Source organism: Frankia sp. ACN1ag, assembly GCF_001414035.1.
GTDB classification, from domain to species: domain Bacteria; phylum Actinomycetota; class Actinomycetes; order Frankiales; family Frankiaceae; genus Frankia; species Frankia torreyi.
Map to the genome: position 1 here is coordinate 87,369 of NZ_LJPA01000027.1, position 21,335 is coordinate 108,703.

The window sequence follows — 21,335 nt, forward strand, 5'->3', positions numbered from 1 at the left end:
CGAGGGTCAGAGCAGCTCGAGGGTCAGAGCAGCTCGAGGATGGTGGCGTTGGCCTGACCGCCGCCCTCGCACATGGTCTGCAGGCCGTACCGGATGCCGTTGTCCCGCATGTGGTGGACGAGCGTGGTCATGATGCGCGCGCCCGAGCCGCCCAGGGGGTGGCCGAGCGCGATCGCGCCGCCGTTGGGGTTGACCGTCGCGGGGTCGGCGCCGAACTCGGCCAGCCACGCCAGCGGGACCGGTGCGAACGCCTCGTTGACCTCGAACGCGCCGATGTCGCCGAGGGACAGGCCGCTGCGCGCCAGCGCCTTGTGGGTGGCCGGGATGGGACCGGTCAGCATCATGACGGGATCGGAGCCGACGACGACCGCGGTGTGCACTCGGGCGATCGGGGTGAGCCCGAGCTCGGCCGCCTTCTCGGCGGTCGTCAGGAGCAGGGCGGCGGAACCGTCGGAGATCTGCGAGGCGTTACCGGCCGTGACGACGCCACCGTCCGGGCGGAACACGGTCTTCAGCTTGCCGAGGGTCTCGACCGTGCCGCCGCGGCGGATGCCCTCGTCGGCGGCGAACACGCCGCCGCCCGGCAGGTCGACGGGGGCGATCTGCGCCTCGAACCGGCCGCCGTCCTGGGCGGTCGCCGCCCGCTCGTGGCTGGCGAGGGAGAACTCGTCGCAGTCGGTCCGTGAGAAGCCCCACTTCTCGGCGATCATCTCGGCGCCGACGCCCTGGTTGGGACGCACCCCGCCGCAGTACTCGATGAACCTGGCCGGATGCGGCTTGGCGTCGCCGACCGCGGAACCCATCGGCACCCGGGTCATCGACTCGACGCCGCCCGCCACGACCACGTCGTAATGCCCGGCGATGAGCCCGGCGGCGGCGAAGTGGACCGCCTGCTGCGACGAGCCACACTGCCGGTCGACGGTCGTCCCGGGCACGTGCTCCGGCCACCCGGCGGTGATCACTGCCGTGCGGGCGACGTCGAGGGCCTGCTCGCCGACCTGCGAGACGACCCCCCACACGACGTCGTCGACCAGACCGGGGTCGATCCCGCTGCGGGCGGCCAGCTCCGTCAGCACGTGCGCCGACAGGTCGCCGGGATGGACCCCGGCCAGCGCCCCGTTCCGCTTGCCCACCGGCGACCGCACCGCTTCGACGATCACTGCATCCCGCATGACCCCACCACCTTGCCCATAGTCGTCCGTTTCTCGTTACCGGCCAGCGTCACACGCGAGGGCGTCACAGGCCCGCGGCCAGCGCCTTCGCCTCCCGGCGATGGGCGTGCAGGATCGGCTCGGTGTAGCCGTTGGGCTGCCGGGCGCCGTCGAAGATGAGGCTGGTGGCGCAGCGGAAGGCGACACCGTCGAAGTCCGGGGCCATCGGCCGGTAGGCCGGGTCGTCGGCGTTCTGCTTGTCGACGACGGCGGCCATCCGCTGCAGGCTGGCGTGCACCTGCTCCGGGGTGACGACGCCGTGGCGCAGCCAGTTCGCCATGAGCTGGCTGGAGATCCGCAGGGTGGCGCGGTCCTCCATCAGCGCGACGTCGTGGATGTCGGGCACCTTCGAGCAGCCGATGCCCTGGTCGATCCAGCGCACGACGTAACCCAGGATCGACTGCGCGTTGTTGTCGATCTCCTGCTGGCGGTCCTCGGCGCTCCACGCGCTCGGGTCACCGAGCGGGATCCGCAGGATGTCGCCCAGGTCCGCGCGGGGCCGCTCGGCCAGCTCCCGCTGGCGGGCGAAGACGTCGACCTGGTGGTAGTGCAGCGCGTGCAGGGTCGCCGCGGTGGGGGAGGGCACCCAGGCCGTCGTCGCGCCGGCCCGGAGCTGGCCGATCTTCTGGGTCAGCATGTCGGCCATCAGGTCGGGCATCGCCCACATGCCCTTGCCGATCTGGGCGCGTCCCGACAGGCCGGCTGCCAGCCCCTGGTCGACGTTGTTGTTCTCGTAGGTGGTGATCCAGGTCTGCGTCTTCATGTCGGCCTTGCGCACCATCGGCCCGGCCTCGAAGGAGGTGTGGATCTCGTCGCCCGACCGGTCCAGGAAGCCGGTGTTGATGAACACCACCCGCCGGCGGGCCGCCTCGATCGACGCGGCGAGGTTCACCGTGGTGCGGCGCTCCTCGTCCATGATTCCGATCTTGAGGGTGTCGGCGGGCAGGCCGAGCAGCTTCTCGACCCGGGTGAACAGGTCGACGGTGAGGGCGGCCTCGGCCGGACCGTGCATCTTCGGCTTGNCGATGTAGATCGAGCCGGTGCGGCTGTTGCGCCGGGCCGCGTCCGCGCGCAGGCTCGGCAGCGCCGCCAGGGAGGTGATGATCGCGTCGAGGATGCCCTCGAACACATCCGCGCCGTCGGCGTCGAGGATCGCGTCGGTGGTCATCAGGTGCCCGACGTTGCGGACCAGCAGCAGGGCCCGGCCCGGGAGCACGACCTGCCCGCCGTCCGGCGCGGTGAACGTCCGGTCCGCGGCCAGTGCGCGGTCGAACGACGACCCGCCCTTGGTCACCTTCGCGGTCAGGGTGCCCTGGTTCAACGCCAGCCAGTTCGCGTAGGCCGCCACCTTGTCCTCGGCGTCGACCGCGGTGATGGAGTCCTCGAAGTCGACGATCGTGGTGATCGCGGCCTCGAGGACGACGTCCTGCACCCCGGCGGGGTCGCCGGCGCCGATCGAACCGGCGCGGTCGATCAGGATCTCGACGTGCAGGCCGTGGTGGACCAGCAGGATCCCGCTGGGGGACGCCGCCTCGCCGGTGTAGCCGCGCAGCGCCGAGGGGTCGACGAGGCCGGTCTTCGGGCCGGCGGTCAGCGTGACGACCAGCTCGCCGTCGATGACGGCGTACTGCGCCGCGTCGGCGTGGCCGCCCTCGCGCAGCGGCGCGACCTCGTCGAGCAGCGCCCGCGCGTGGGCGATGACCTTCGCACCGCGGACCGGGTTGTAGGGCCCGTCGCGGTGCGCGCCGTCGTCCTCGGCGATCGCGTCGGTGCCGTAGAGCGCGTCATACAGCGAGCCCCAGCGCGCGTTCGCGGCGTTGAGCGCGTACCGGGCGTTGAGGACCGGCACGACGAGCTGCGGACCGGCGGTCAGCGCGATCTCGTCGTCGACGTTCTCGGTCGTGATCTGGAACGGCTCGGGCTCGGGCCGCAGGTAGCCGATCTCGACGAGGAAGTCGTGGTAGGCCTGCGCGTCGTGGTCCTTGCCGGCGCGGGCGCGGTGCCAGTCGTCGATCTTCTCCTGCAGCTCGTCGCGCTCGGCGAGCAGGGCCCGGTTGACGGGCGTGAGCGCGGTGATGATCTCCTCGACGCCCCGCCAGAAAGCCGCGGGCTCTACTCCCGAGTCGGGCAGGGCGGCGCTCTGCACGAACTCGTGCAGGCTCGCCGCCACCTGGAGGGCGCCGATCTGGATCCGTTCGGTCATCGTCTGTCCTTGTCGTGTCGTGTCGTTGCGGTGCCGAGCGGCGCGGGCGGGATGTGCGGCGCGGTTGGGATGTGCGGCGCGGTCGGGATGTCCGGGGCGGTCGCCCGCCGGTGGCCCTCGCCGTCAGGGGAAGATCGCCCCGGGGTTGAGGATGCCCAGAGGGTCGAGCGCCCGCTTGATGCGCAGGGACAGCTCCATCACCTCCGGGCCGAGCTGGTCGGGCAGCCAGGCCTTCTTGAGCCGGCCGACGCCGTGCTCGCCGGTGATCGTGCCGTCGAGCTTGATGGCGAGGTCCATCACCTCACCGAAGGCGAGTTCCGCCCGCCGGGTCATGTCCTCGTCCGCCGGGTCGAAGACGACGAGGGGATGGGTGTTGCCGTCGCCGGCGTGCGCGATCAGCGCGATCGTCAGCGCGCGGTCGGCCGCGATCGTCTCGATGCCCCGGACGAGTTCCGGCAGCCGCGGTAACGGCACGCCGACATCCTCGAGCAGCAGGGTGCCGCGCCGTTCCACCGCGGGGATGGCCGCGCGGCGGGCGGCGACGAACGCCTCGCCTTCGTCCGGGTCGTCGGTGGCCAGCGTCTCGGTGGCGCCGCTGGCCACGCAGGCGTCGAGCATGATCTTCATCTCGCGCTCGGCGGCGAGATGCTGGCTGTCGGAGCGGGCCACGAGCAGCGCGGCCGCGTCGCGGTCGAGCCCCATGTGCAGGACGTCCTCGACGGCGTTGATCGACGTCTGGTCCATGAACTCCAGCATCGCGGGCCGGATGGCGGACGTGATCGCCAGGATGGCCGCGGTGGCCGCCTCGGTGGTGGGGAAGGTGGCGACCAGCGTGCTCGACGGGGGCTGGGCCGGGATGAGCCGCAGGGTGGCCTCGGTGACGATGCCGAGCGTCCCCTCGCTGCCGACGAACAGCTTGGTCAGCGACAGCCCGGCGACGTCCTTGAGCCGCGGGCCGCCGAGGCGCACCGCCCGCCCGTCGGCGAGCACGACCTCCAGCCCGAGCACGTAGTCGGTCGTGACGCCGTACTTCACGCAGCACAGGCCGCCCGCGTTCGTCGCGACGTTGCCCCCGATGGAACAGATCTCGAACGACGACGGGTCCGGCGGGTACCACAGCCCATGGGCCGCGGCCGCCGCCTTGACCTCGGCGTTGAGCAGACCCGGCTGCACGACGGCCATCCGGGTGAGCGGGTCGACGCGGATCGCGCGCATCCGCTCCGTCGACAGCACGATGCCCCCGGTGACGGCGGTGGAGCCGCCGGACAGCCCGGTGCCCGCCCCCCGCGGCACCACCGCGACGCGGTGCCGCGCCGCCCACCGGACGGCGATCTGGACATGTTCGGTCGACTCCGCGCGCACCGCCGCGAGCGGCTGCCCTGCCAGCGGGTCCGCCGCGCGGTCACGACGGTACTTGTCGAGCAGGTCCGGCTCGGTGACGACCACCCCGGCGGGCAGCGCGTCGACCAGCTCGGCGAGCTTGGCGATGGGGACGTCCTCCACGGTCACAGGGGCCAGCCTTTCCGAGGGGAGGGTCCGCACGACGTCGCTGGCGACCCTACCGGGTTCCACCATACGGAAAAAGAAATCTGTATCGTGATAAGAAGGTAGGGCGGGACGGCCGTCTCGGTCAAGACGAGCGCCGACAGGCAGGCAGAGTGGGGGCGAAGCGCCGGCCGCGTGCGGGCCACGTGGGCCGAGTCGGCCAGGTGGGTCGAGTCGGCCAGGTGGGTCGCGAGTGGGCGGAGTGCGGGCCGAGGCGCGGATGCCCGGGGTCGACGCCCGGGGCCGACATCCGGCCCGAGGTGACCCGAGGTGACCCGAGGTGAGAGGAAGGCGTGCGGGAATGCCGGTCGAGCAGCGTGTGGCAGGAGTGCAGTCGGTCCAGCGTGCCCTGGACATCCTCGAGGTGGTCGAGGCGGCGGGCGGCGGCTGTTCGATCAGCGCGATGGCTGCGGCGACCGGCCTGCCGCTGCCGACCATCCACCGGCTGGTCCAGACCCTCACCACCCGCGGCTACCTGCGCCGCCTGCCCGACCGCCGGTACTGCCTGGGATCCCGGCTGGTCCCGCTGGGCGCCGGCGCGAACGCGCTGCTCGGCGAGCGGGCCGCCCCGATCCTGCGCGAGCTCGCCGACGGGCTCGGGGAATCGGCCAACCTCGCGGTCCTGGCCGGCGAGCGGGCCGAGTACGTGGCCCAGNCTCCCGGGGTGTACTCGATGCGCACCTTCACCGAGGTGGGCCGGCGGGTTCCCCTGCACTGCACCGGCGTCGGCAAGGCGCTGCTGTCGACGCTCGGCGACGACGAGGCCCGCGCGATCCTCAGGCATTCGACGCTGTCCACCCACACCGCCACGACCATCGTCGAGGTCGACGCGCTGCTCGACGAGCTGGCCGGCATCCGCGCCCGCGGCTACGCCCTCGATGAGGGCGAGATGGAGGTCGGGGTGCGCTGCGTCGCGATGCCGGTGTCCGTGCCTGGAATGTCGCCGATGGCGCTGTCCGTGTCAGGTCCCGCGGTGCGCATGAACGACGACCTCGCCGGGCGTGCGGCGCCGGCCCTGTCACGCGCCTGCGCCGCCCTCGCCGCGGCCCTCACCTGAACCTGAACCACCAGCAGCCTCGCGCAGGAGCGGGAGGAGTTCGGCGAGCCGGTCGAGCTGGTCGCGGGCGGACCTGAGGTCGACGGTGCCGATTCGGCAGACGAGGTGCCGCGCGCCGGCGGTGATGTAATGCCCCAGGCGCGCGGCCACCTGCGCCGGCGGTCCGGTGATCACGGCCTGGATGGCTTCGAGGTCGCGCAGCGCGAGCCCGTAGTTGGCCCGGCTGTAGTCCGCCAGGGTGTCGCGCCCGCTCTCCTCGGTGTCGGCGATCAGCACTGACACGAACAGGGCAGGCGTGATCGTGCCCGGGACGCGGCCCGCGTCGGCGGCTGCCCTCCGTACCTCGGCCAGACCGCTGCGGTAGTCCGCCGGGTCGGGCGGGTAGGGCAGCCACCCGTCGTAGCGGCGGCCGGTGCGGGCGAGTGCCGCGGGGGCGGCGCCGCCGAGCCAGATCGGCGGGCCACCGGCCTGGCTGGGCGCCGTGGCCGGCGGGATCTCGTCGAAGTGCAGGAGATCGCCGTGGAAGGAGGTCGGGCCGTCGGCGGTCCACAGCCGGCGCCACAGGGCGACGGTCTCGTCGAGCCGGGTGAACCGGTCGGCCCAGGCAACCTCGGACAGGTCGTGCAGGGGTCGGCCGAACCGGCCGGGGAAGCCCGCGCCCACGGCCACGGTCAGCCGGCCGCCGGAGAGCAGGTCGAGGGAGGCGAGGGTCTGCGCCGCCTGCACGGGCCGGCGAAGTACCGGCAGGAGCGTCGCCGTGCCGAGGGGGATGCGGTCGGTGACCGGTGCCACGGCGGCAAGCATGGTCAGCGCCTCGATGCGCGGGCCGAGCAGCGAGTCGTTGACCCACAGCGAGTCGTAGCCGAGTTCCTCGGCCCGGATCGCGAAGTCGACGAGCTCACGTGGGTCGGTTCCCGCACCCCACTGGGCCTTTCCGATCGGGACGAGCACGCCGAGGCGGATGTCATCGGTCATCCGCCTGTCATCGGTCATCCGCCTGTCATTGGTCATGCGCCGCATCGTGCCGGCGGCGGTGAAGGGCGGCAATTCCCCGGGAGGAATGGCCGGCGGGCGATCCCGGGCGGTACAACGGGGTTCGTGGACTTCCCGCGGGCGCTGCGCGAACGTCGGCTCCGCCGCCGGCTCAGCCAGCTCGAACTGGCCGAGCGGGCGGGGACCACCCAGCGGCACGTCAGTTTTCTGGAGAACGGCCGGTCGGAACCGGGCCGGGCCATGGTCGTCCGGCTGGCGGAATCCCTCGACCTGCCGCTACGGGAGCGCAACGGTCTGCTGCTCGCCGCGGGCTATGCCCCCGCCTACCCGCGCACTTCGTTGGATGACCCGCAGCTGGCGCCGGTGCGCGCCGCGCTGACGCACATCCTGACCGGGCACCTGCCCTACCCGGCGATCGTCGTCGACCGCCACGGCGACCTGGTCGCCGCCAACGAGGCGTTCGCCCTCCTCGCCGACGGCGTGGCGCCGGACCTGCTCGGGCCCGGCACCAACGTCTACCGCCTCGCATTGCATCCCGCGGGCCTCGCGCCGCGCATCGTGAACCTCGCCGAATGGTCCCGGCACATCCTCAACGGCATTCACGCCGAGATCCTGCGCAATCCCGACGACCGCCTCAGCGATCTCCACGCCGAACTCGGCCGGTACGTGCCGGCCGAGCCGCTCAGGCCGGACCATCTCGGCTTCGCGGTTCCCCTGCACCTTCGCTCGGCCGCCGGGGAACTACGGCTCATCAGCACGATCACCACGTTTGCCACGGCCGTCGACGTCACCATCGCCGAACTGAAGCTCGAGGCCTTCCTCCCCGCTGACCAGCCCACCGCCGCCCTCCTGCGCCGCACGGCCTCCCGGTAGCGGCCTGGGCGTGGCTGTACTACCTCTGACCGACGGCGTTACTTCCGGCCGGCGGCGAACTCGGCCTGGGGAACGAGGGTGTTTCCGCCGCCCGACGTCGGCAGCACCTTGGCGAGGACCTCGTCCCACCAGGCGATGAACGCGAGGTCGTAGAAACCCGCCCCGGGCAGATCGTCCTGCGGGTCGAACGACTTCACGGCCGGCGTCACGGACTGCCGGCCATACCACTGGTCGACCACGAAGCAGCCGCGACCCCAGGTCCGATAATCGGTGGGGGTGCTGTCGATCGCGCGGTTCACGACGGTGAACATATGCTTGTCCGAATGTATTCCCACGATGCCGTAGAGCTCGACCCGGGTGCCCTCGGGTAGCAGCGGTGCGTACACCTTCAGGGCTGGCCGCTTGAACACCTTGGTGACGAGCGCCCCGTTCACCGCCCACGCGCAGTCGTTGCACACACCGTAGAAGAATCCGGCGGTCGGGTCCTTCTCGAACTTGGCCAGGCCCTCGGCGAGGTACCTGGTTCGGGCGTTGCGACCGGGGCCGATCGACTCCGGCAGGTAGGTGCAGGTGTCCGGCGTCGGTGGCCGGAGGCTCTTCGCACCCGGCGCCTTCAACTCGTCCCGGGTCTTCCGCTGGCCCACCGGCGCCTTGTCCAGCACCGCCGAGAAAGCGTTCTCCACATAACTGTTGGCCCCCAGCACCGAAACGCCTATCGCGTCGTTCACGCGCCGCATCGTCTCCGGCCAGGTGAACTGCTCCGGATTCGCCTCCGCCATCTGTTTCCCCCTGGATCCACGCTGCTGTGCTCGTCGTCAAAACTAGCAGTCACGGTCGCCGCGGGGATTGACTTCGGGGTAAGCCGGCGAGAGAGGACGGGATCGAGGCAGCCCGGACGACTCCAGCCCGGCGGGCCCTGGAGCCGGTACGGTCCTCCAGACGGTCCTGACCTCCACCCGCCACGTCACCACCCGCCACGTCACCAGGAGCGGCACATGCAGGTTCTGACCAAGCAGCCCACGACCAAGGGGCCGGCGGAGGTGTTCACCGGGGACGTGTGGTTCGACGTCGTCGCCAGGGGAGAGGAACCCTCCCGGGTTCGCGTCAACACGGTGCGCTTCGCGCCCTGCGCCCGTACGGCCTGGCACTCCCACGCCGTGGGCCAGACCCTCTACGTCACCGAGGGCGTCGGCTACGTGCAGGCCCGCGGCGGCGAGGTCGTGGTGATGCGTCCCGGCGACGTGATCTACACGCCGCCCGGCGAGGAGCACTGGCACGGCGCCGCGCCCGACCACTTCATGACACACATCGCCATCTGGGAGGCCCCCGCCGACGGTCCGGAGGTCACGTGGGGCACCCACGTCACCGACGCCGAGTACAACCGCAGGTAGCGAGTCCGACGCCGCCGCGGCGCGCGACCCGCACCGCACCGCACCGCGGGCGAACGGCGCGCGGGGAGGACTGCGGTGCGACGCGCACGATCCGCAGGCGTCAGACCGCGCAGAGCGCACCGCAACGGGCCGCGCCTCGGGCGGCGAGCCGGTGAAACTAGGCCCGGGCGACCGCCTCGCGGACGGCCGGCACGACCTCGCCCGCCCAGGTGCCGAGGGCGAGGTCGGTCGACGTGCCGTCCTGGACCGGGAAGTAGACGAAGCCGGCGGCGCCGAACGTCAGCACGGCCGCGGTGAGTTCGTCGACCCACTGGGCGACCGAACCGCCGATCCAACGGCCGGCATCGTCGCGGGTGGCGGTCAGCGGCGTCGAGGTGAAGCGGCCGGGGAGGTTGTAGATGGTCGCGATCTCCGCCGGGTTCCGGCCGGCCGCCGCGGCCGCCGCGTCGATGAGGGGGCGCGACTGGGCCACCCGCACACTGCGCCAGTCGGCGGCGTAGCCGGGAATCCAGCCGTCGGCGAGCCTGCCCGTGACCGCCAGCGACGCCGGGCCGCCTGAACCCGTCCAGATCGGCGGGGCCGCGACGGACGCCGGAACGAGGCCCGCGACCTGGTAGAACTCCCCGTCGAAGGTCACCGGGTCCCCGCCGCCGCAGAGCGACTTCACGACGAGGATCGCCTCCTCCATCGCCCGGACGGCCTGCGCTGGAGAACGTCGAAGGATGCCGAGCCGGGCCATGTCGTCCCACAGCCCGCCCGCCCCGATCCCGAGCGCGACGCGCCCGCCGGTCAGCGCGGACAGCGCGGTGACCGTGCGGGCCAGCATCGGTGCGGGTCGGCTCGGCACGTTGGTCACGTTCACCGCCCCGGTGACCCGCGCCGTCCGGCCCAGGACGACACCCAGGACCGCGTAGGCGTCCAGCCGGTCGGCGAAGTACGGATGATCCGACAGCGTGACCAGGTCAAGCCCGTCGCGATCCGCCTGCGTCGCGTGCGCGAGCAGGGCGTCCACCTCGCCGACGCCGGTCTCGAGGCCGAATCCGAACAGAACCTTCTCGTGGGTCACCGGCGATCATTCCTCTCCACTTCGGGCCTCGGCACGGCGGTCAGGTGAGGTCCCGCCGGGCCCGGCGAGGACCGTCGAGGTCCCCTCCCGCACCCTCCGTCCCGGCGCGGAGCGCGGGAAGACCGGGCCGGGGCTGGTAGGGATCGGGGCTGGTAGGGGCCGGGGCTGGTAGGGGTCGGGGCTGGTAGGGCCCGGGCTGGTAGCGGCAGAGCCACGCTTGCGGGGCTCGGGTTCAGGGCACGAGGCACGGGGCAACGACGGTCGCGGGCACTTACCGGGGTACCGCACCGAGATCCGTCCCCGTGACCTTCGAGTGTCGGATCATGGGTGGCGGAGCGGGCGGCGGGATCACGGTCGCTCCTCGGTCGTACCGTCCGTGCTCGGAAGGGTCTGGTATGGGTATGCGTGTCCGTTCGCCGGAATTCGACTTCACCGACGTCTCGCCGCGCTGGGGCGCGAACCTGGAGGCCGTCCATCTCGTCAACGCGCAGGGCATCATCCCGGCCTACATCGAGCCGTTCCTCATCAAGGTGATGCGCCGCGCGGCGGAGGAGCTGGATCCGCTGGTCGACGCCGAGCTGCTGCACGACATCGACCTGTTCAACCGGCAGGAGGGCCAGCACTACCGGCTGCACCGGGCGTTCAACGCGATGGTCCGCGACGGCGGCTACCCGGACATGACCGACTACGAGGCCGTCTTCGAACGGGACTACGAGCACTTCCTGCGGACCAGGTCGCTGCGCTGGCTGCTCGCCTACTGCGAGGGCTTCGAGACCATCGGCTCGACCGGCGCGGAGCTGTGGGTCGACGGCCTGATGGAAACCGAACTCGGCGCCCCGCCGTCACCGGNGGTCGACCTGTGGAAATGGCATCTGGCCGAGGAGTACGAACACCGCACGGTCGTGAACCGCGTCTACCATCGCCTCTATGGCCGCCCCCGGCTGGTCGCGTGGTTATACCGGGCCCGAGGCATCGTCACCGCCTCCCGGCACCTGAACCGGCGCACCTCACCGCTGCGGAGATATCTGCTGGACGTGGACCGGCGCGGGATGACCGACGAGCAGCGCCGACAGTCCGAGGAGCGGGAGGCGGCCACGGCCAGGAAACTCGGCACGGCGAACCTCCGCCGGCTCGCCCGGGCGTTCTCGCCGTTCTACGACCCGGCGACGACGCCCCCGCCGGCGGGCCAGCAGGCCATCCTGGCCCGCTACCCCGCGGCCGCCGCAGGACGAGGACGGTCCACAAGCACGTGACCCCGAGGCTCGCGCGCTCGGGGTCCGGCGGCCGGGTCCAGAACCGGGCTGGCGGTCAGGCCCAGCGGATGACGTCGGCGGGGTCGAGCCGGGGGAGCCGGTCGAACCAGGGGTTCTCCCCGGGGTGGCCGATGTTGATGACGAGCAGGGACTTCCAACGGCCGTCCGGGAAGAACTCGGCGTCGATCGCCGCGGCGTCGAAGCCGGCCATCGGCCCGGCCACCAGGCCCTGGGCGCGGATGGCGAGGATGAAGTAGCCCGCCTGCAGCGGCCCGTTGACCTGGGCCATGGCGCTGCGGGTGGCCTCGTCCGCCTCGAGGGCGTCGCGCATCTGTGGCCGGATCGGCAGCAGCGTGGGGGCGTGCTCGTGGAAGCGCGAGTCGACGGCGAGGATGGCGGTGACGGGCGCCGAGGCGGTCTTGACCCGGTTGCCCTCGCTCATCAGCGGCAGCAGCCGCTCCTTGCCCTCGGGCGTGCGCACGAAGGTCACCCGCAGCGGCTGCAGGTTGGCGCTGGTCGGCGCCCACCGGGTGAGCTCCCAGATGGCGGCGAGCTGCTCGTCGCTGACCGGGGTGTCCGCGAAGGCGTTCCCCGTCCGTGCCTCGGTGAACAGCAGGGCGCGCCCCGCCTCGTCGAGGACGGGAACGTCCGGCGCCTCGATGCTCTCGACGGCAGAGGTCATGCGTGAGCTCCCTGAGTATGTGTAGCGCCTCGTACTGCAGGCGTAACTCTAGCCAGGCGCTTCAGTGTTCCCCGCCCGGTGTCCGCTGCGCCACATCCGCTCCCCCCGGGCATCCCCGATCTCACGCGCGGTGGCGGTCGACCGACCTTCGCGTCCACCGCGTGCTCAGTGGACGCCCTGTCCGGGCTTTGGCGGGTCGTCCCCGCGGAGAGGTCACACCGGTCGCGGCGGGTAGCCCATGCCGGTGGTGGCGTCGAGCGCTCTGATCCGGTCGAGCACGCTGTCCGGTGAGGGTCGCGTCAGTTCGTCGACGATCCTGCCGTCCGAGAGGAAGACCACACGGTCGGCCTGCGCAGCGGCGACCGGGTCATGCGTCACCATCACAATGGTCTGACCGAACTGGCGTGCGCATAACTGAAGGAACGAGAGGATTCCAGCGCCGGCGCGGGAATCAAGGTTGCCGGTCGGTTCGTCCGCGAAGACGATGTCCGGCCGTCCCATCAGGGCTCGGGCACAGGCGACTCGCTGCTGCTGACCACCGGAAAGCTGGGAGGGCAGATGGTTCAGCCGGTCCGCCAGACCGACGGCGCGAATCACGGCGTCGAACCAGCCGTTGTCCGGCCTGCGCCCCGCGATGGTCAGCGGCACCGTGATGTTCTCGGCCGCAGTCAGAGTGGGAATCAGGTGAAAATTCTGGAAGATGAACCCGATTCGGTCTCGGCGAAGGCGGGTGAGCTGCCGGTCCGTCATCCTCGACAGCTCCACCGGACCGATCCGGACGGAGCCGGACGTTGGTCGGTCGAGGCCGGCCAGGCAGTGCATGAGGGTGGATTTTCCGGAACCCGACGGGCCCATGATGGCAGCGAACTCGCTGCGGCCGAAGGCGACGGACACGCGGTCCAGTGCCAGCACCCGGCCATCACCGTACCCGTAGACCTTGGTGAGCCCCATGGCGGCGGCGACTGTCGTGGCCGGGGGTGCTGGCGGTGGCATGCCAGGCCAGACGCGGGGCCGAGTCACAAGGCGATCTCCGTCGGAGTGTCCGGTGGTTCACCCCGCCGCAGCTCGCCGGGTGGTTCATGACCGGCGGCGCCGACAATGCGAGGCCGAAGCCCGGTCGCAGCACCCATGAAACCGAGTGTACCGGCGCCGAGGCGGCGAGCAGCGTTACCGGAGCGACCATAGTGACCGCTGCTGTCGTGATGGTCCAGGAGAATGGGTGCGGATCCGGTTGTGGCCCCTTGCAGGGCGGCGCACAGTTTCCAGGCATGCCAGGCTGGCACGCGTTCGTCATTGCCTCCGGTGACCAGCAGGATCGCGGGGTAAGGTGTGCCCTCTTTGACCTGGTGATAGGGGGAATAGGCCAGGAGCCCACGCAGGTCCGCAGGGTCGGTGGGGTTCCCGTATTCTTCCCGCCAGAGGTCGCCGAGACCTCCGACGGTGTAACGCGTCATGTCAGCGAGCGGAGCCGCGCAGACCACGGCGGCAAACAGGCTCGGTGTCCGGGTCAGTGCGGCGGCGGCGATCAGACCGCCGTTGCTGGCAGCGAGGACCGCCAGCTGACCCGGCTCGGCCTCACCGCGCTCCGTCAGGGTGGCGGCCGCCGCGCACAGGTCGTCGACGACGGCGTTCTTGCCCGTTCCCCGCCCGGCCGCTGCCCAGGCGGGCCCGAACTCGCCGCCGCCACGGGTGTGGACCCAGGCCACTCTTCCGCCCGCGTGCAGCCAGGCGGCGATCAGGGGATCCCAGGTGGGTTCCAGGGCGATGCCGAAGCCGCCGTACACGGTGACCACTGTGGGAGCGGGACGATGCCGGGCGTGGGGGTTGGGATCACATACGGTCACAGGCACCGCGGTTCCGTCCCGGCTGGCGATCGTCAAGGTGCGTAGTGATGTTCCTTGGCCGGGTGCCGAGAAGCCCCTGAGGTCGACATGGGACGCGAGGCGGCGGCTCCAGGTGCCCTGACGCGGATCGTCGGCGAGAATCCACAGCGCGTCACCGCCGCTGCCCGCGCTGGGTGTGGTCACCGGCCCGAGCCTGAGCCTGGCCTGCCAGGTGAAGCCGCTCCCGGGGGCGGGGGCGCCCTCGGGAGCATGCACGTCGAGACGGCGCGTGACGCCGGTCCGCCGCAGCACCACCAGACGCGGCGAGGCCTCCGGCCCCATCACTCGCAGGGCGGACACCGTCGACGCCGCCTCGGTGTCCGGCGAGCCCACCGGGAGCAGCGGGGCGTCCTGACCACGGGCAAGTCGCGCCAGATCGATGTCGAACACCCGTCCCGCAGCGAGATAGCACCTGCTCCAGCCCAGAGCGAGCGCCGTGACGGGGAGGTGGCCGACGTCCAACGGCTGCCAGTCCGGGACGGTCTGGCCGGTCCATCGGGTCACCCACCAGGTCAGGCCGTCGGGGGTGGCGGGAGCCGCCGGGCGGATACGCAGCACGAGATATTCGCCCCAGCCGGCATGGAGGGACAGCCGGACCGGTCCATCAACCGGAACAGCCACCTGGTGGGCAGCGCCGGAGTCGAGTCGGCGGGCGGCCAACCGGTGCTGCGTCCTGGTGCCGGCGGTGTACAGCAGCCAGTCGCCGACGAAGGCGACTGCGGGGAAGGGCGCGGCGTCGGCGAGACTCTCGCCCGGTGCGCCGGGGTGGGATGGGATCAGCCGCAGTCCGCCGTTCTCGTAACCGTCATGGTGACGCTGTACGGCGACCAGATCACCGGTGGGGGAGGGCTGCCAGGCTGCGATCCGGCCCGACGTGGCGGAGTCGACCAGGGTATGCCGGACGCCGTCTGGGGCCTGGACGATGAGCACCTCCGCGTCGGTTTGGTGCTCGTGGCGGAACAGGAGCCCGCCGGCCTCGGCCGGCGGGCTGAGCAGCCGCCCGTGCGCCGCGCGGTCGATCCGGGCCAACAGCGCAGCCCAGCCAGGATCATCGGTCTGCCGCCTCACGTCCCGTAACGCCAGAGCCTGGCGAGTGAGCCAGGCCCTCGTCCGAGGGCCGACGGCGTCCTCCAACCACCGGTATGGATCCGCCGGCTCATGCGGCCCGTCGGCGGGGCTATCCACGTCCGGTCACCACCGGGATGCGCGCATCGGCGGTGGTCGGGTCAGCCTGTCGAGCGGCGACCAGGCCGCCGGCGAGCGCGAGGAGGACGACGGCGAGCGCGGCGCCGCTCACGGTCGCGGTGAGTCCGAAGGCGCGCACACCCAGGCCGGCGAGGACTGATCCCAGCGGCGAGACGGCCTGGGCGAGGAATCCGATGCCGCTGTGTACCCGGCCCTGCATCTCGTTCGGAGTGATGCCGATCTGGACCGTGGAGATCACCACCGTGATCACCGGTCCCGCCGCCGCGGCGACCGCGAGTGGGATCGCGGCCGCCCATGTCGCGCGAACCAGTGTGAACCCCGACAGCGCCAGCGCCACCACAGCGGTGCCGAGCGCGATGCCCCAGGCGGGCGGTAGGCGTCGCGCCACCGATGCCGCGATCAGGGACCCCCCGAAGGCGCCCGCACCCAGCGCGGCGGTCTGTATGCCCACTCCGATGCCGGCGCCGGTTCCTGCGCTTGTCGAGGCGATGATGACGATGATCAGGCCGTTGAAGACGACATTGATCATGGCTGCGTTCACTGCGGCATAGCGCAGAAACGGGGTTAACACGATGAAGCGGATACCTTCCGTGGCGGACCGCAGCGGATGCCGTCCGGCCCTCCCCGGCCCGGCGGGTGCGGCTGGCATGGCGGGCAGCAGGGCCATGCAGACGACGGAGACCAGGTAGGCGCAGGCATCGACGGCGAAGAGTTCCTGCGCATTCACGCCGAGGAGGGCCATGCCGGCCAGCGGGCCCGCGACCATCGCGGTGGCCGCCCGGGTCTGGATCAAGGCCAGCGCACTGGGCAGGAGATCGGGCTGAACGATGGTTCGCAGGGTGACGTTCTCCACCGGTGCCAGGGCGCTGCCGATCGTTCCCACCAGGAATGCCGCCGCCAGCAGCACGGGCAGCGACGCTCGGTCCACCGCTGTGAGCAGGGCCAGACTCGCGAGCACCAGCACGCCGAGCGTGTTGCCGGCGAGGGACAGCAGCCGACGATCGTATCGATCGGCGACCACACCTGCGGGTAATCGTGCGAGCACGATTCCTACCGACAGTGCGGCGCCGGCCATGCCCGCCTGCCGGACGTCGCCCGTCGACCGCAACGCGACTACCGGCAGGGCCACGGCGGTGGCCGCCGTGCCCATCGCGGAGGTGGATTCCCCCGTGTACAGCAACCAGAAGCGTCTACCCAGGCCGCGGGTCATGGCGCGCCGGTGGCGAACTGCCGGTCGATTCCGCGCATCGGGTGGGTCGCCAGCAGGGTGGGGACGGTGACCGCAGCGAACGCGGCGGCGAGCACCCCCAGGCTCCAGGGAACATCGAGGATGGGAAGCGGCCCCAACCCCAGCGCCAGGGCGAACGGGGACAGGCATACCAGTGCGGTGCCAGCCGACAGCCCGACGCCCACCAGGGCTGCGCCGAGCACCTCGTAGAGCGCGCAGCGGGCCAGTTGCAGGCGGCTGAGGCCGAGCGCCCGCAGGTGCGCGCGCTGCGCCCGGCGGTCCCGCTGGGCGAGCGCGCAGATGTTGGCCGCCGCGAGCAGCGCGTAGCCGGAAACGACGGCGACAACGAGGTGGCCAGCGAGGTTGTCCTGCGGGCTGCGCGGGGTCAGCCGGTCGAGATACTCCGCGCGGGACGACAGTTCCTGCCCGGGGAGCCGGGGCCAGCCACGGATGTCTCCCGACAGCAGGATCTGCTCGGCGTGCGGGTGTGCGGTGTGGGCGAGGGCACTGGAACGGGGCAGCAGGAACTCGGGGAAGGCGAGGTCGCGGCGGTAGACGGCGACCAGCCGCAGCGACTGCACGCGCCCGTCGGACAGCCGCAGGGCGACCGGCTGGCCCAGTCGCCAGTGGTGCTGTTCGGTCTGGGCGGCTCCCGCCGCGAAGGTGCCCTCCCGCAGGTCTGCGAGCTGGCCGTGCTTCACTCCCAGGTCCAGGAACTGCCCCAGGGACCCGCCTTCCACCCCCCACGTCCTGGCGGCCTCGGGCTGGTCGTCCAGGGTTGTCGCCNGTGGAGTCAGCTCCGTGGCCACCAGCGCGGTCGCGGTGGCTCCCCGGATCGCGCCCGGGGTGATGGGCAGCCGCGCGCCGGGTTTCGCAGCCACGACACCGTCGGCGAGCAGGCCCTGCTCTGTCTGCCGCTGGATGGCGGCGCCCATGGTCGCACCGGAACCAAGCAGGCAGACCGCGGTGCCGACCGACAGGAGCACCGGTACGGCGATTGCTGCGGTCCGCAGCGGCGCCGCCCGCAGTCCCGCCGCCGCAATCGGCCCCACCCGGCGGTCGAGGATGCGCAGGGCTGCGCACACGGGTCGGGTCAGGGTGGGCATGATCCAGGGGGCCAGCACGGCCAGGCTGGGGATGATCATCAAGGCCAGTCCTGAGGCCAGGGCCGCCTTGTACACGCCCGGCAGGCTCAGGAAGGTCAGCAGCACCAGGATCGGCAGGCACAGCATCGCCGCCATCACCAGCCCCGCCACCAGGCGGACCGGATTGCGGCTCGGTGCCATCGCCAGCCCGGCATCGCGCAGCAGGCCGATCGCCGTCACCCGGCCGGCGGCGAAGACGCTGCCCAGAGCGGCAAGTACTGCGACCGCGGCGCTTCCCACGCAGACCCCGCCCATCACGGCCAGGCACAGAGCCGCCGACGGCAGATGTGCCGAGGAGGGGAACAACTCACGCCCGATGAGCAGCCGCCGACCCAGGTACGCCGCCGGCAGTGTCCCCACTGCGGCCCCGAGGGCGGCTGCGGGCAGGGCGAGACGTGCAACGTCGCCGCCCACCAGCCACCGCAATCGCTCGGCCGTGACACCGAGGGCGCGGAGCACCGCGAACTGCTCCAGCCGCTGCCCGGTCCATAGCGACACCGTGGAGCCGATGACCAGCACCGCTCCCATCAGCAGCAGCGACAGCAGCAGCGACAGCAGGTTCTCCGCGTCCTTCGCCGACGCGGCCGCAGGGGAGTCCGCCGGGTAGCCGGGGCTGTTCACGGCCAAGATGAGCAGGAGGCACGCGCCCACCCCCGCCGCGGTCACCGCGCAGGCCGCCGCGGCGCCGGCCACCCGCCCGGGGTAGGCACGGATCTCGGCGGCGAATAGTCGATGCGAGCTCATCGGCCGGCCCCGGTGGTCCCATGGTCGAGTGCCGCGATCACAGTTTCCTCTCGACAGGTGTCCAGTACGCTGGATGCGTTCGGGGAGGCCACCCAGACCGTGGCCTCCCCGAACTTACTTCTCGACCATTTCTCGCCCGATCCTGGATCAGTGGCAGGCGAAGTAGCTGATCGAGCTGAACGGGGCGTCGACGACGATCTCCTCGTCGAGCTCCTGGAGCGCCAGCACGTACATCATGGGCAAATCACCTCCCGTCAGGCGTGGGGTCATCCCGGATACCGGGCGCTTCATTCCTGGCGGCGTTCACCCGTACATCGAGGTGTACGCCTGGGAGTAGACGCTGCCCGGAGCTTGTGGTGGCTTCCACCGCGAGCAGAGCTCCGGCGGAGCCCGTCGCCAGATCGACCGACAGCCGTACGAGCTGATCCCCGTGCAGAACGTGGCCATCGTCACGGGCAACAACGTGCAGGGCGAGCAGTTGCGACTGCTCGTGCGCGGCTGCCCGCCATTGTGGCTGACGGTTTGCGGCGTGGGCAAGAAAGTAGACCAGGCCGGCACGGCCATTGAACAGGCCACCCTGGATGACGATCTGGACCGCGCAGGCTCGGGCTGCGCCGGAGACGATGCGATCGACGTCGAGGGTAGCGGCCTGCGCGGCAGGGAGGGCCATCGCGGCGAATGCTACGCCGGCCGATCCCTCGGCCAGATAAGGCAGAAGGCGGTGGGAACTCTCCATCTGCAGCATCTCGCCGACCAGGCGAGCCCGGCGAAGATCGCAGCGAATCGCCTTCTCAGCAGCCTCTGCCCATTCATCGTGCCCGGTCACCTGATGGCAACGGGCGAACAGGATCGCGGGTCCCGACCATCCGTGCATCAGGCCTGGGCGGTCCAGTACGCCCGGCTCGCCAATCCTCGCGNCTGTCTCATGGGCGAGCCGCAGAGCCTCGTCCTGCGCCCCCACGTCCAGCAGCATCTGGGCGATTCCGGTCAGTCCGCCGAATAGCCCGGGTGAGCGTGGCATTGGCGCCGCGATGATACGGTCGACCAGGTTGGCCGCCTCCGGGTGGTGCAGACGGTGTAGTAGCCAGGCCGCGCCGGCCAGCCCGTCGTACAGCCCGGTGGGTATCCCGTCCGGAGCCCGTCGCGCCGCTCGCACCACCCAGTCGACGTGGTCCGGGTCCAGCTTCGCGCCGGCCACATCTTGGGCCAACAGCACCCCGGGCGCGCCGAAGGCGAGTCCGAGGGACCCGCCAGGACGGTGCAGGGCGATATCTCCCGGATAGAGGCGGTCGAGGCGATGAGGAGTCGCGGCAGCCAGCATGCCGCGGACAAGCTGTCCGCGCTGTGGCTGAGGCGGAGCCGAGGNTTTCCCGCCACCGGACGCGAGTAGCAATGCCACTAAGATAAGATCGGAATCTTGATCGCAAGTTTCGGAACAAAGATCACGCCTCCTCCCGGCGTCAGCTTGGTCGGGAACGTGTGCCGGTTTCCTCGCTTGCTTACGCGGGGGTAGCGTCGCGGTCTGCGTTCACGCGTGATCCTTTCAAGAATTTCTGCGATCGTCCTCGCGGCCGCCTTGGCGAGTGTCGAGGGGGGAAAAGGCCGCCTGGTCTGTGACCTGGCGGCGGACGATGTTCAGGGTCCTTTGGAAGGAAAGCCGGTCCGGGTCGATTCCGCCGCTGTCCGCGGCCTCGACCATGAGTGCGCGGATCGCGTAGTGGGCGAGGAGGAGCCCCCAGAATTCCTGGCGGACCATGGCCGGGGACTTCGAGCGCAGCCCTGCGCCGGGTGCGAGCAGTTGTGTCTCGATCTCCTTGAGGGACAGCTCGTACTCCCAACGCTGCTGGTAGGTCGCGGCGAGCTCGAGGGCGGTGGCCTCGGCGGGGTCGAGGATCGTGGTGACCAGGCGGAACGTCTCGGACGATCCGCCGTCGCCGGTGTCGACGGTGTATTCGATGACCCGGACCGGTATGTGGCTGGCGTCCCTGGGGTCGGCGACCGCTGCCAGCGGCATCCGCCAGGAGCTTCCCCGGTTCTTCTTCGACTTGATGGTGGACAGGTAGGAGCCGTCGGGAAGCAGCGACTCGGCGGGAAGTTTCATGTGGGCGGAGACCCGCCAGAGCAGTGCGGCCCCTGTCACCATGAACTCCGCCCACAGCTCGAAGCTGAAGAACCCTCGGTCGGCGGTAATCAGCATGTCCGNCTCGACGGAGCCGAGAAGCCCGGTCGCGAGGTCCCTTTCACCGTCCCGCATACTGCCGGTCGTGGCCGCCAATACCGCGTGCGTACCACATTCCACCAGCCCTACCGACCTGATCTGCGGAAAAGGCCGCCGGGTACCACCACGCGCTTTCTCGAACGCGGTGAGGTTTTCCGCGGTGTCCGGAACGTCGATGTTGACGCCGTCGATGGCCATGAGCCGCCATGAACGAAGCCACGCACCCGCCGTGCCCAGCTCCGCGAGTGGGACCGCGACCCGTTCGAACAGCAGCTTCAACGGCTCCTCACCGAGGCGCTCACGTGCCTGGCTGAGCGCGCTCGTCGACGGCACCGTCCACTCATCCCGCCAGACCGCCATGAACCGCAGACCGCCCACAAGGCGGCGCAGAACCTCCTCGTAACCGTCCCGGAAAACCGCAAGCGCGACCACGAAATAGACGACGACGTGTGCAGGAAGTAGTCGGACCCGTTTCTCCCGCCTACCGGTCTCGGTAAGGACCTCGTCCACGGCATCTCGTGGGATAACTCGCGCGAGCACACCCACAGAGATGTGGTCCGTAAGACGTCCCGCCAGTGACGGCTCCTCACCTGAATCCACGCGCCATTATATCGCGGCGATCCCTCGCGGAAGAATG

Annotated in this window: 17 protein-coding genes and 4 pseudogenes; 6 read left to right on the plus strand and 15 right to left on the minus strand. The window is 71.1% G+C overall.

What is annotated here, in order from left to right:
• Positions 1 to 23 precede the first annotated feature (23 nt).
• The 4 genes and pseudogenes from UK82_RS22290 to UK82_RS22300 all read right to left on the minus strand — a co-directional run bounded on the left by UK82_RS22290 (position 24) and on the right by UK82_RS22300 (position 4,923).
• Complete coding sequence (locus UK82_RS22290; protein ID WP_044886983.1) at positions 24 to 1,172, minus strand: acetyl-CoA C-acyltransferase; 1,149 nt, start codon at positions 1,170 to 1,172, stop codon at positions 24 to 26.
• Between the two features lie 64 nt (positions 1,173 to 1,236).
• Positions 1,237 to 2,233: malate synthase G (locus UK82_RS39455; protein WP_236706291.1), on the minus strand; the 997-nt coding region annotated here is incomplete at its 5' end.
• Between the two features lies 1 nt (position 2,234).
• Positions 2,235 to 3,414: pseudogene (locus tag UK82_RS39460) on the minus strand (malate synthase G); the annotation flags it as partial.
• Positions 3,415 to 3,537: 123 nt separating this feature from the next.
• On the minus strand, positions 3,538 to 4,923 hold the full coding sequence (locus tag UK82_RS22300; RefSeq protein ID WP_044886981.1) for an FAD-binding oxidoreductase: 1,386 nt from the start codon (positions 4,921 to 4,923) through the stop codon (positions 3,538 to 3,540).
• Positions 4,924 to 5,260: 337 nt separating this feature from the next.
• On the opposite strand from UK82_RS22300, the gene UK82_RS39465 reads away from it, so the two are divergent.
• Together UK82_RS39465 and UK82_RS39470 are read left to right on the plus strand one after the other, a co-directional pair.
• Positions 5,261 to 5,614 (plus strand): IclR family transcriptional regulator (locus UK82_RS39465; protein ID WP_396230616.1); only part of this gene is annotated, 354 nt, incomplete at its 3' end.
• An 18-nt stretch (positions 5,615 to 5,632) separates the two neighbouring features.
• A complete protein-coding gene (locus tag UK82_RS39470) occupies positions 5,633 to 6,016 on the plus strand; it encodes an IclR family transcriptional regulator (RefSeq protein ID WP_236706297.1) in 384 nt (127 codons plus the stop codon).
• On the opposite strand, the gene UK82_RS22310 is transcribed toward UK82_RS39470, so the two are convergent.
• Positions 5,978 to 6,991, minus strand: a complete 1,014-nt coding sequence (locus UK82_RS22310; RefSeq protein ID WP_236706293.1) for an LLM class flavin-dependent oxidoreductase — start codon at positions 6,989 to 6,991, stop codon at positions 5,978 to 5,980. The two genes, UK82_RS39470 and UK82_RS22310, sit on opposite strands and share 39 nt — an antisense overlap.
• A gap of 123 nt (positions 6,992 to 7,114) precedes the next feature.
• On the opposite strand from UK82_RS22310, the gene UK82_RS22315 reads away from it, so the two are divergent.
• On the plus strand, positions 7,115 to 7,882 hold the full coding sequence (locus UK82_RS22315; protein WP_044886979.1) for a helix-turn-helix domain-containing protein: 768 nt from the start codon (positions 7,115 to 7,117) through the stop codon (positions 7,880 to 7,882).
• 38 nt (positions 7,883 to 7,920) lie between these two features.
• Here the strand turns inward: UK82_RS22315 and UK82_RS22320 are convergent, their stop codons facing one another.
• Positions 7,921 to 8,610 carry a hypothetical protein gene (locus tag UK82_RS22320; protein WP_152989983.1) on the minus strand — a complete coding sequence of 230 codons (690 nt, stop codon included), beginning with the start codon at positions 8,608 to 8,610 and terminating at the stop codon, positions 7,921 to 7,923.
• 267 nt (positions 8,611 to 8,877) lie between these two features.
• On the opposite strand from UK82_RS22320, the gene UK82_RS22325 reads away from it, so the two are divergent.
• Entirely contained in the window at positions 8,878 to 9,273 is a 396-nt protein-coding gene (locus UK82_RS22325; RefSeq protein WP_055409094.1) for a cupin domain-containing protein, read from the plus strand.
• Between the two features lie 157 nt (positions 9,274 to 9,430).
• Here the strand turns inward: UK82_RS22325 and UK82_RS22330 are convergent, their stop codons facing one another.
• The gene (locus tag UK82_RS22330) at positions 9,431 to 10,339 is read right to left on the minus strand and encodes an LLM class flavin-dependent oxidoreductase (protein ID WP_044886976.1); all 909 of its coding nucleotides are present in this window, start codon (positions 10,337 to 10,339) and stop codon (positions 9,431 to 9,433) included.
• A 401-nt stretch (positions 10,340 to 10,740) separates the two neighbouring features.
• Here UK82_RS22330 and UK82_RS39475 point away from each other — a divergent pair.
• Together UK82_RS39475 and UK82_RS39480 are read left to right on the plus strand one after the other, a co-directional pair.
• Positions 10,741 to 11,188 (plus strand): metal-dependent hydrolase (locus UK82_RS39475; RefSeq protein WP_236706298.1); only part of this gene is annotated, 448 nt, incomplete at its 3' end.
• 1 nt (position 11,189) lies between these two features.
• A pseudogene (locus UK82_RS39480) lies at positions 11,190 to 11,592 on the plus strand (metal-dependent hydrolase); the annotation flags it as partial.
• Positions 11,593 to 11,647: 55 nt separating this feature from the next.
• Here UK82_RS39480 and UK82_RS22340 read toward each other — a convergent pair.
• The 8 genes and pseudogenes from UK82_RS22340 to UK82_RS39490 form a co-directional block, all read right to left on the minus strand.
• Positions 11,648 to 12,274 (minus strand): malonic semialdehyde reductase, encoded by a 627-nt coding sequence (locus UK82_RS22340; RefSeq protein WP_044886974.1) that lies wholly within the window; start codon positions 12,272 to 12,274, stop codon positions 11,648 to 11,650.
• A gap of 213 nt (positions 12,275 to 12,487) precedes the next feature.
• Positions 12,488 to 13,267, minus strand: a complete 780-nt coding sequence (locus UK82_RS22345; protein WP_044886973.1) for an ABC transporter ATP-binding protein — start codon at positions 13,265 to 13,267, stop codon at positions 12,488 to 12,490.
• A 23-nt stretch (positions 13,268 to 13,290) separates the two neighbouring features.
• Entirely contained in the window at positions 13,291 to 15,342 is a 2,052-nt protein-coding gene (locus tag UK82_RS22350; RefSeq protein WP_110431494.1) for a prolyl oligopeptidase family serine peptidase, read from the minus strand.
• A complete protein-coding gene (locus UK82_RS22355; RefSeq protein ID WP_161849155.1) occupies positions 15,335 to 16,573 on the minus strand; it encodes an MFS transporter in 1,239 nt (412 codons plus the stop codon). Before UK82_RS22355 ends, UK82_RS22350 begins: the two co-directional genes overlap by 8 nt.
• Before the next feature lie 805 nt (positions 16,574 to 17,378).
• Positions 17,379 to 18,480, minus strand: a pseudogene (locus UK82_RS43085) (FtsX-like permease family protein); the annotation flags it as partial.
• Between the two features lie 147 nt (positions 18,481 to 18,627).
• Entirely contained in the window at positions 18,628 to 18,717 is a 90-nt protein-coding gene (locus UK82_RS34420) for a class III lanthipeptide (protein ID WP_199865459.1), read from the minus strand.
• 1,306 nt (positions 18,718 to 20,023) lie between these two features.
• Positions 20,024 to 20,682 (minus strand): transposase (locus UK82_RS39485; protein ID WP_396230615.1); only part of this gene is annotated, 659 nt, incomplete at its 5' end.
• Between the two features lies 1 nt (position 20,683).
• A pseudogene (locus tag UK82_RS39490) lies at positions 20,684 to 21,298 on the minus strand (transposase domain-containing protein); the annotation flags it as partial.
• Between the last annotated feature and the right edge of the window lie 37 nt (positions 21,299 to 21,335).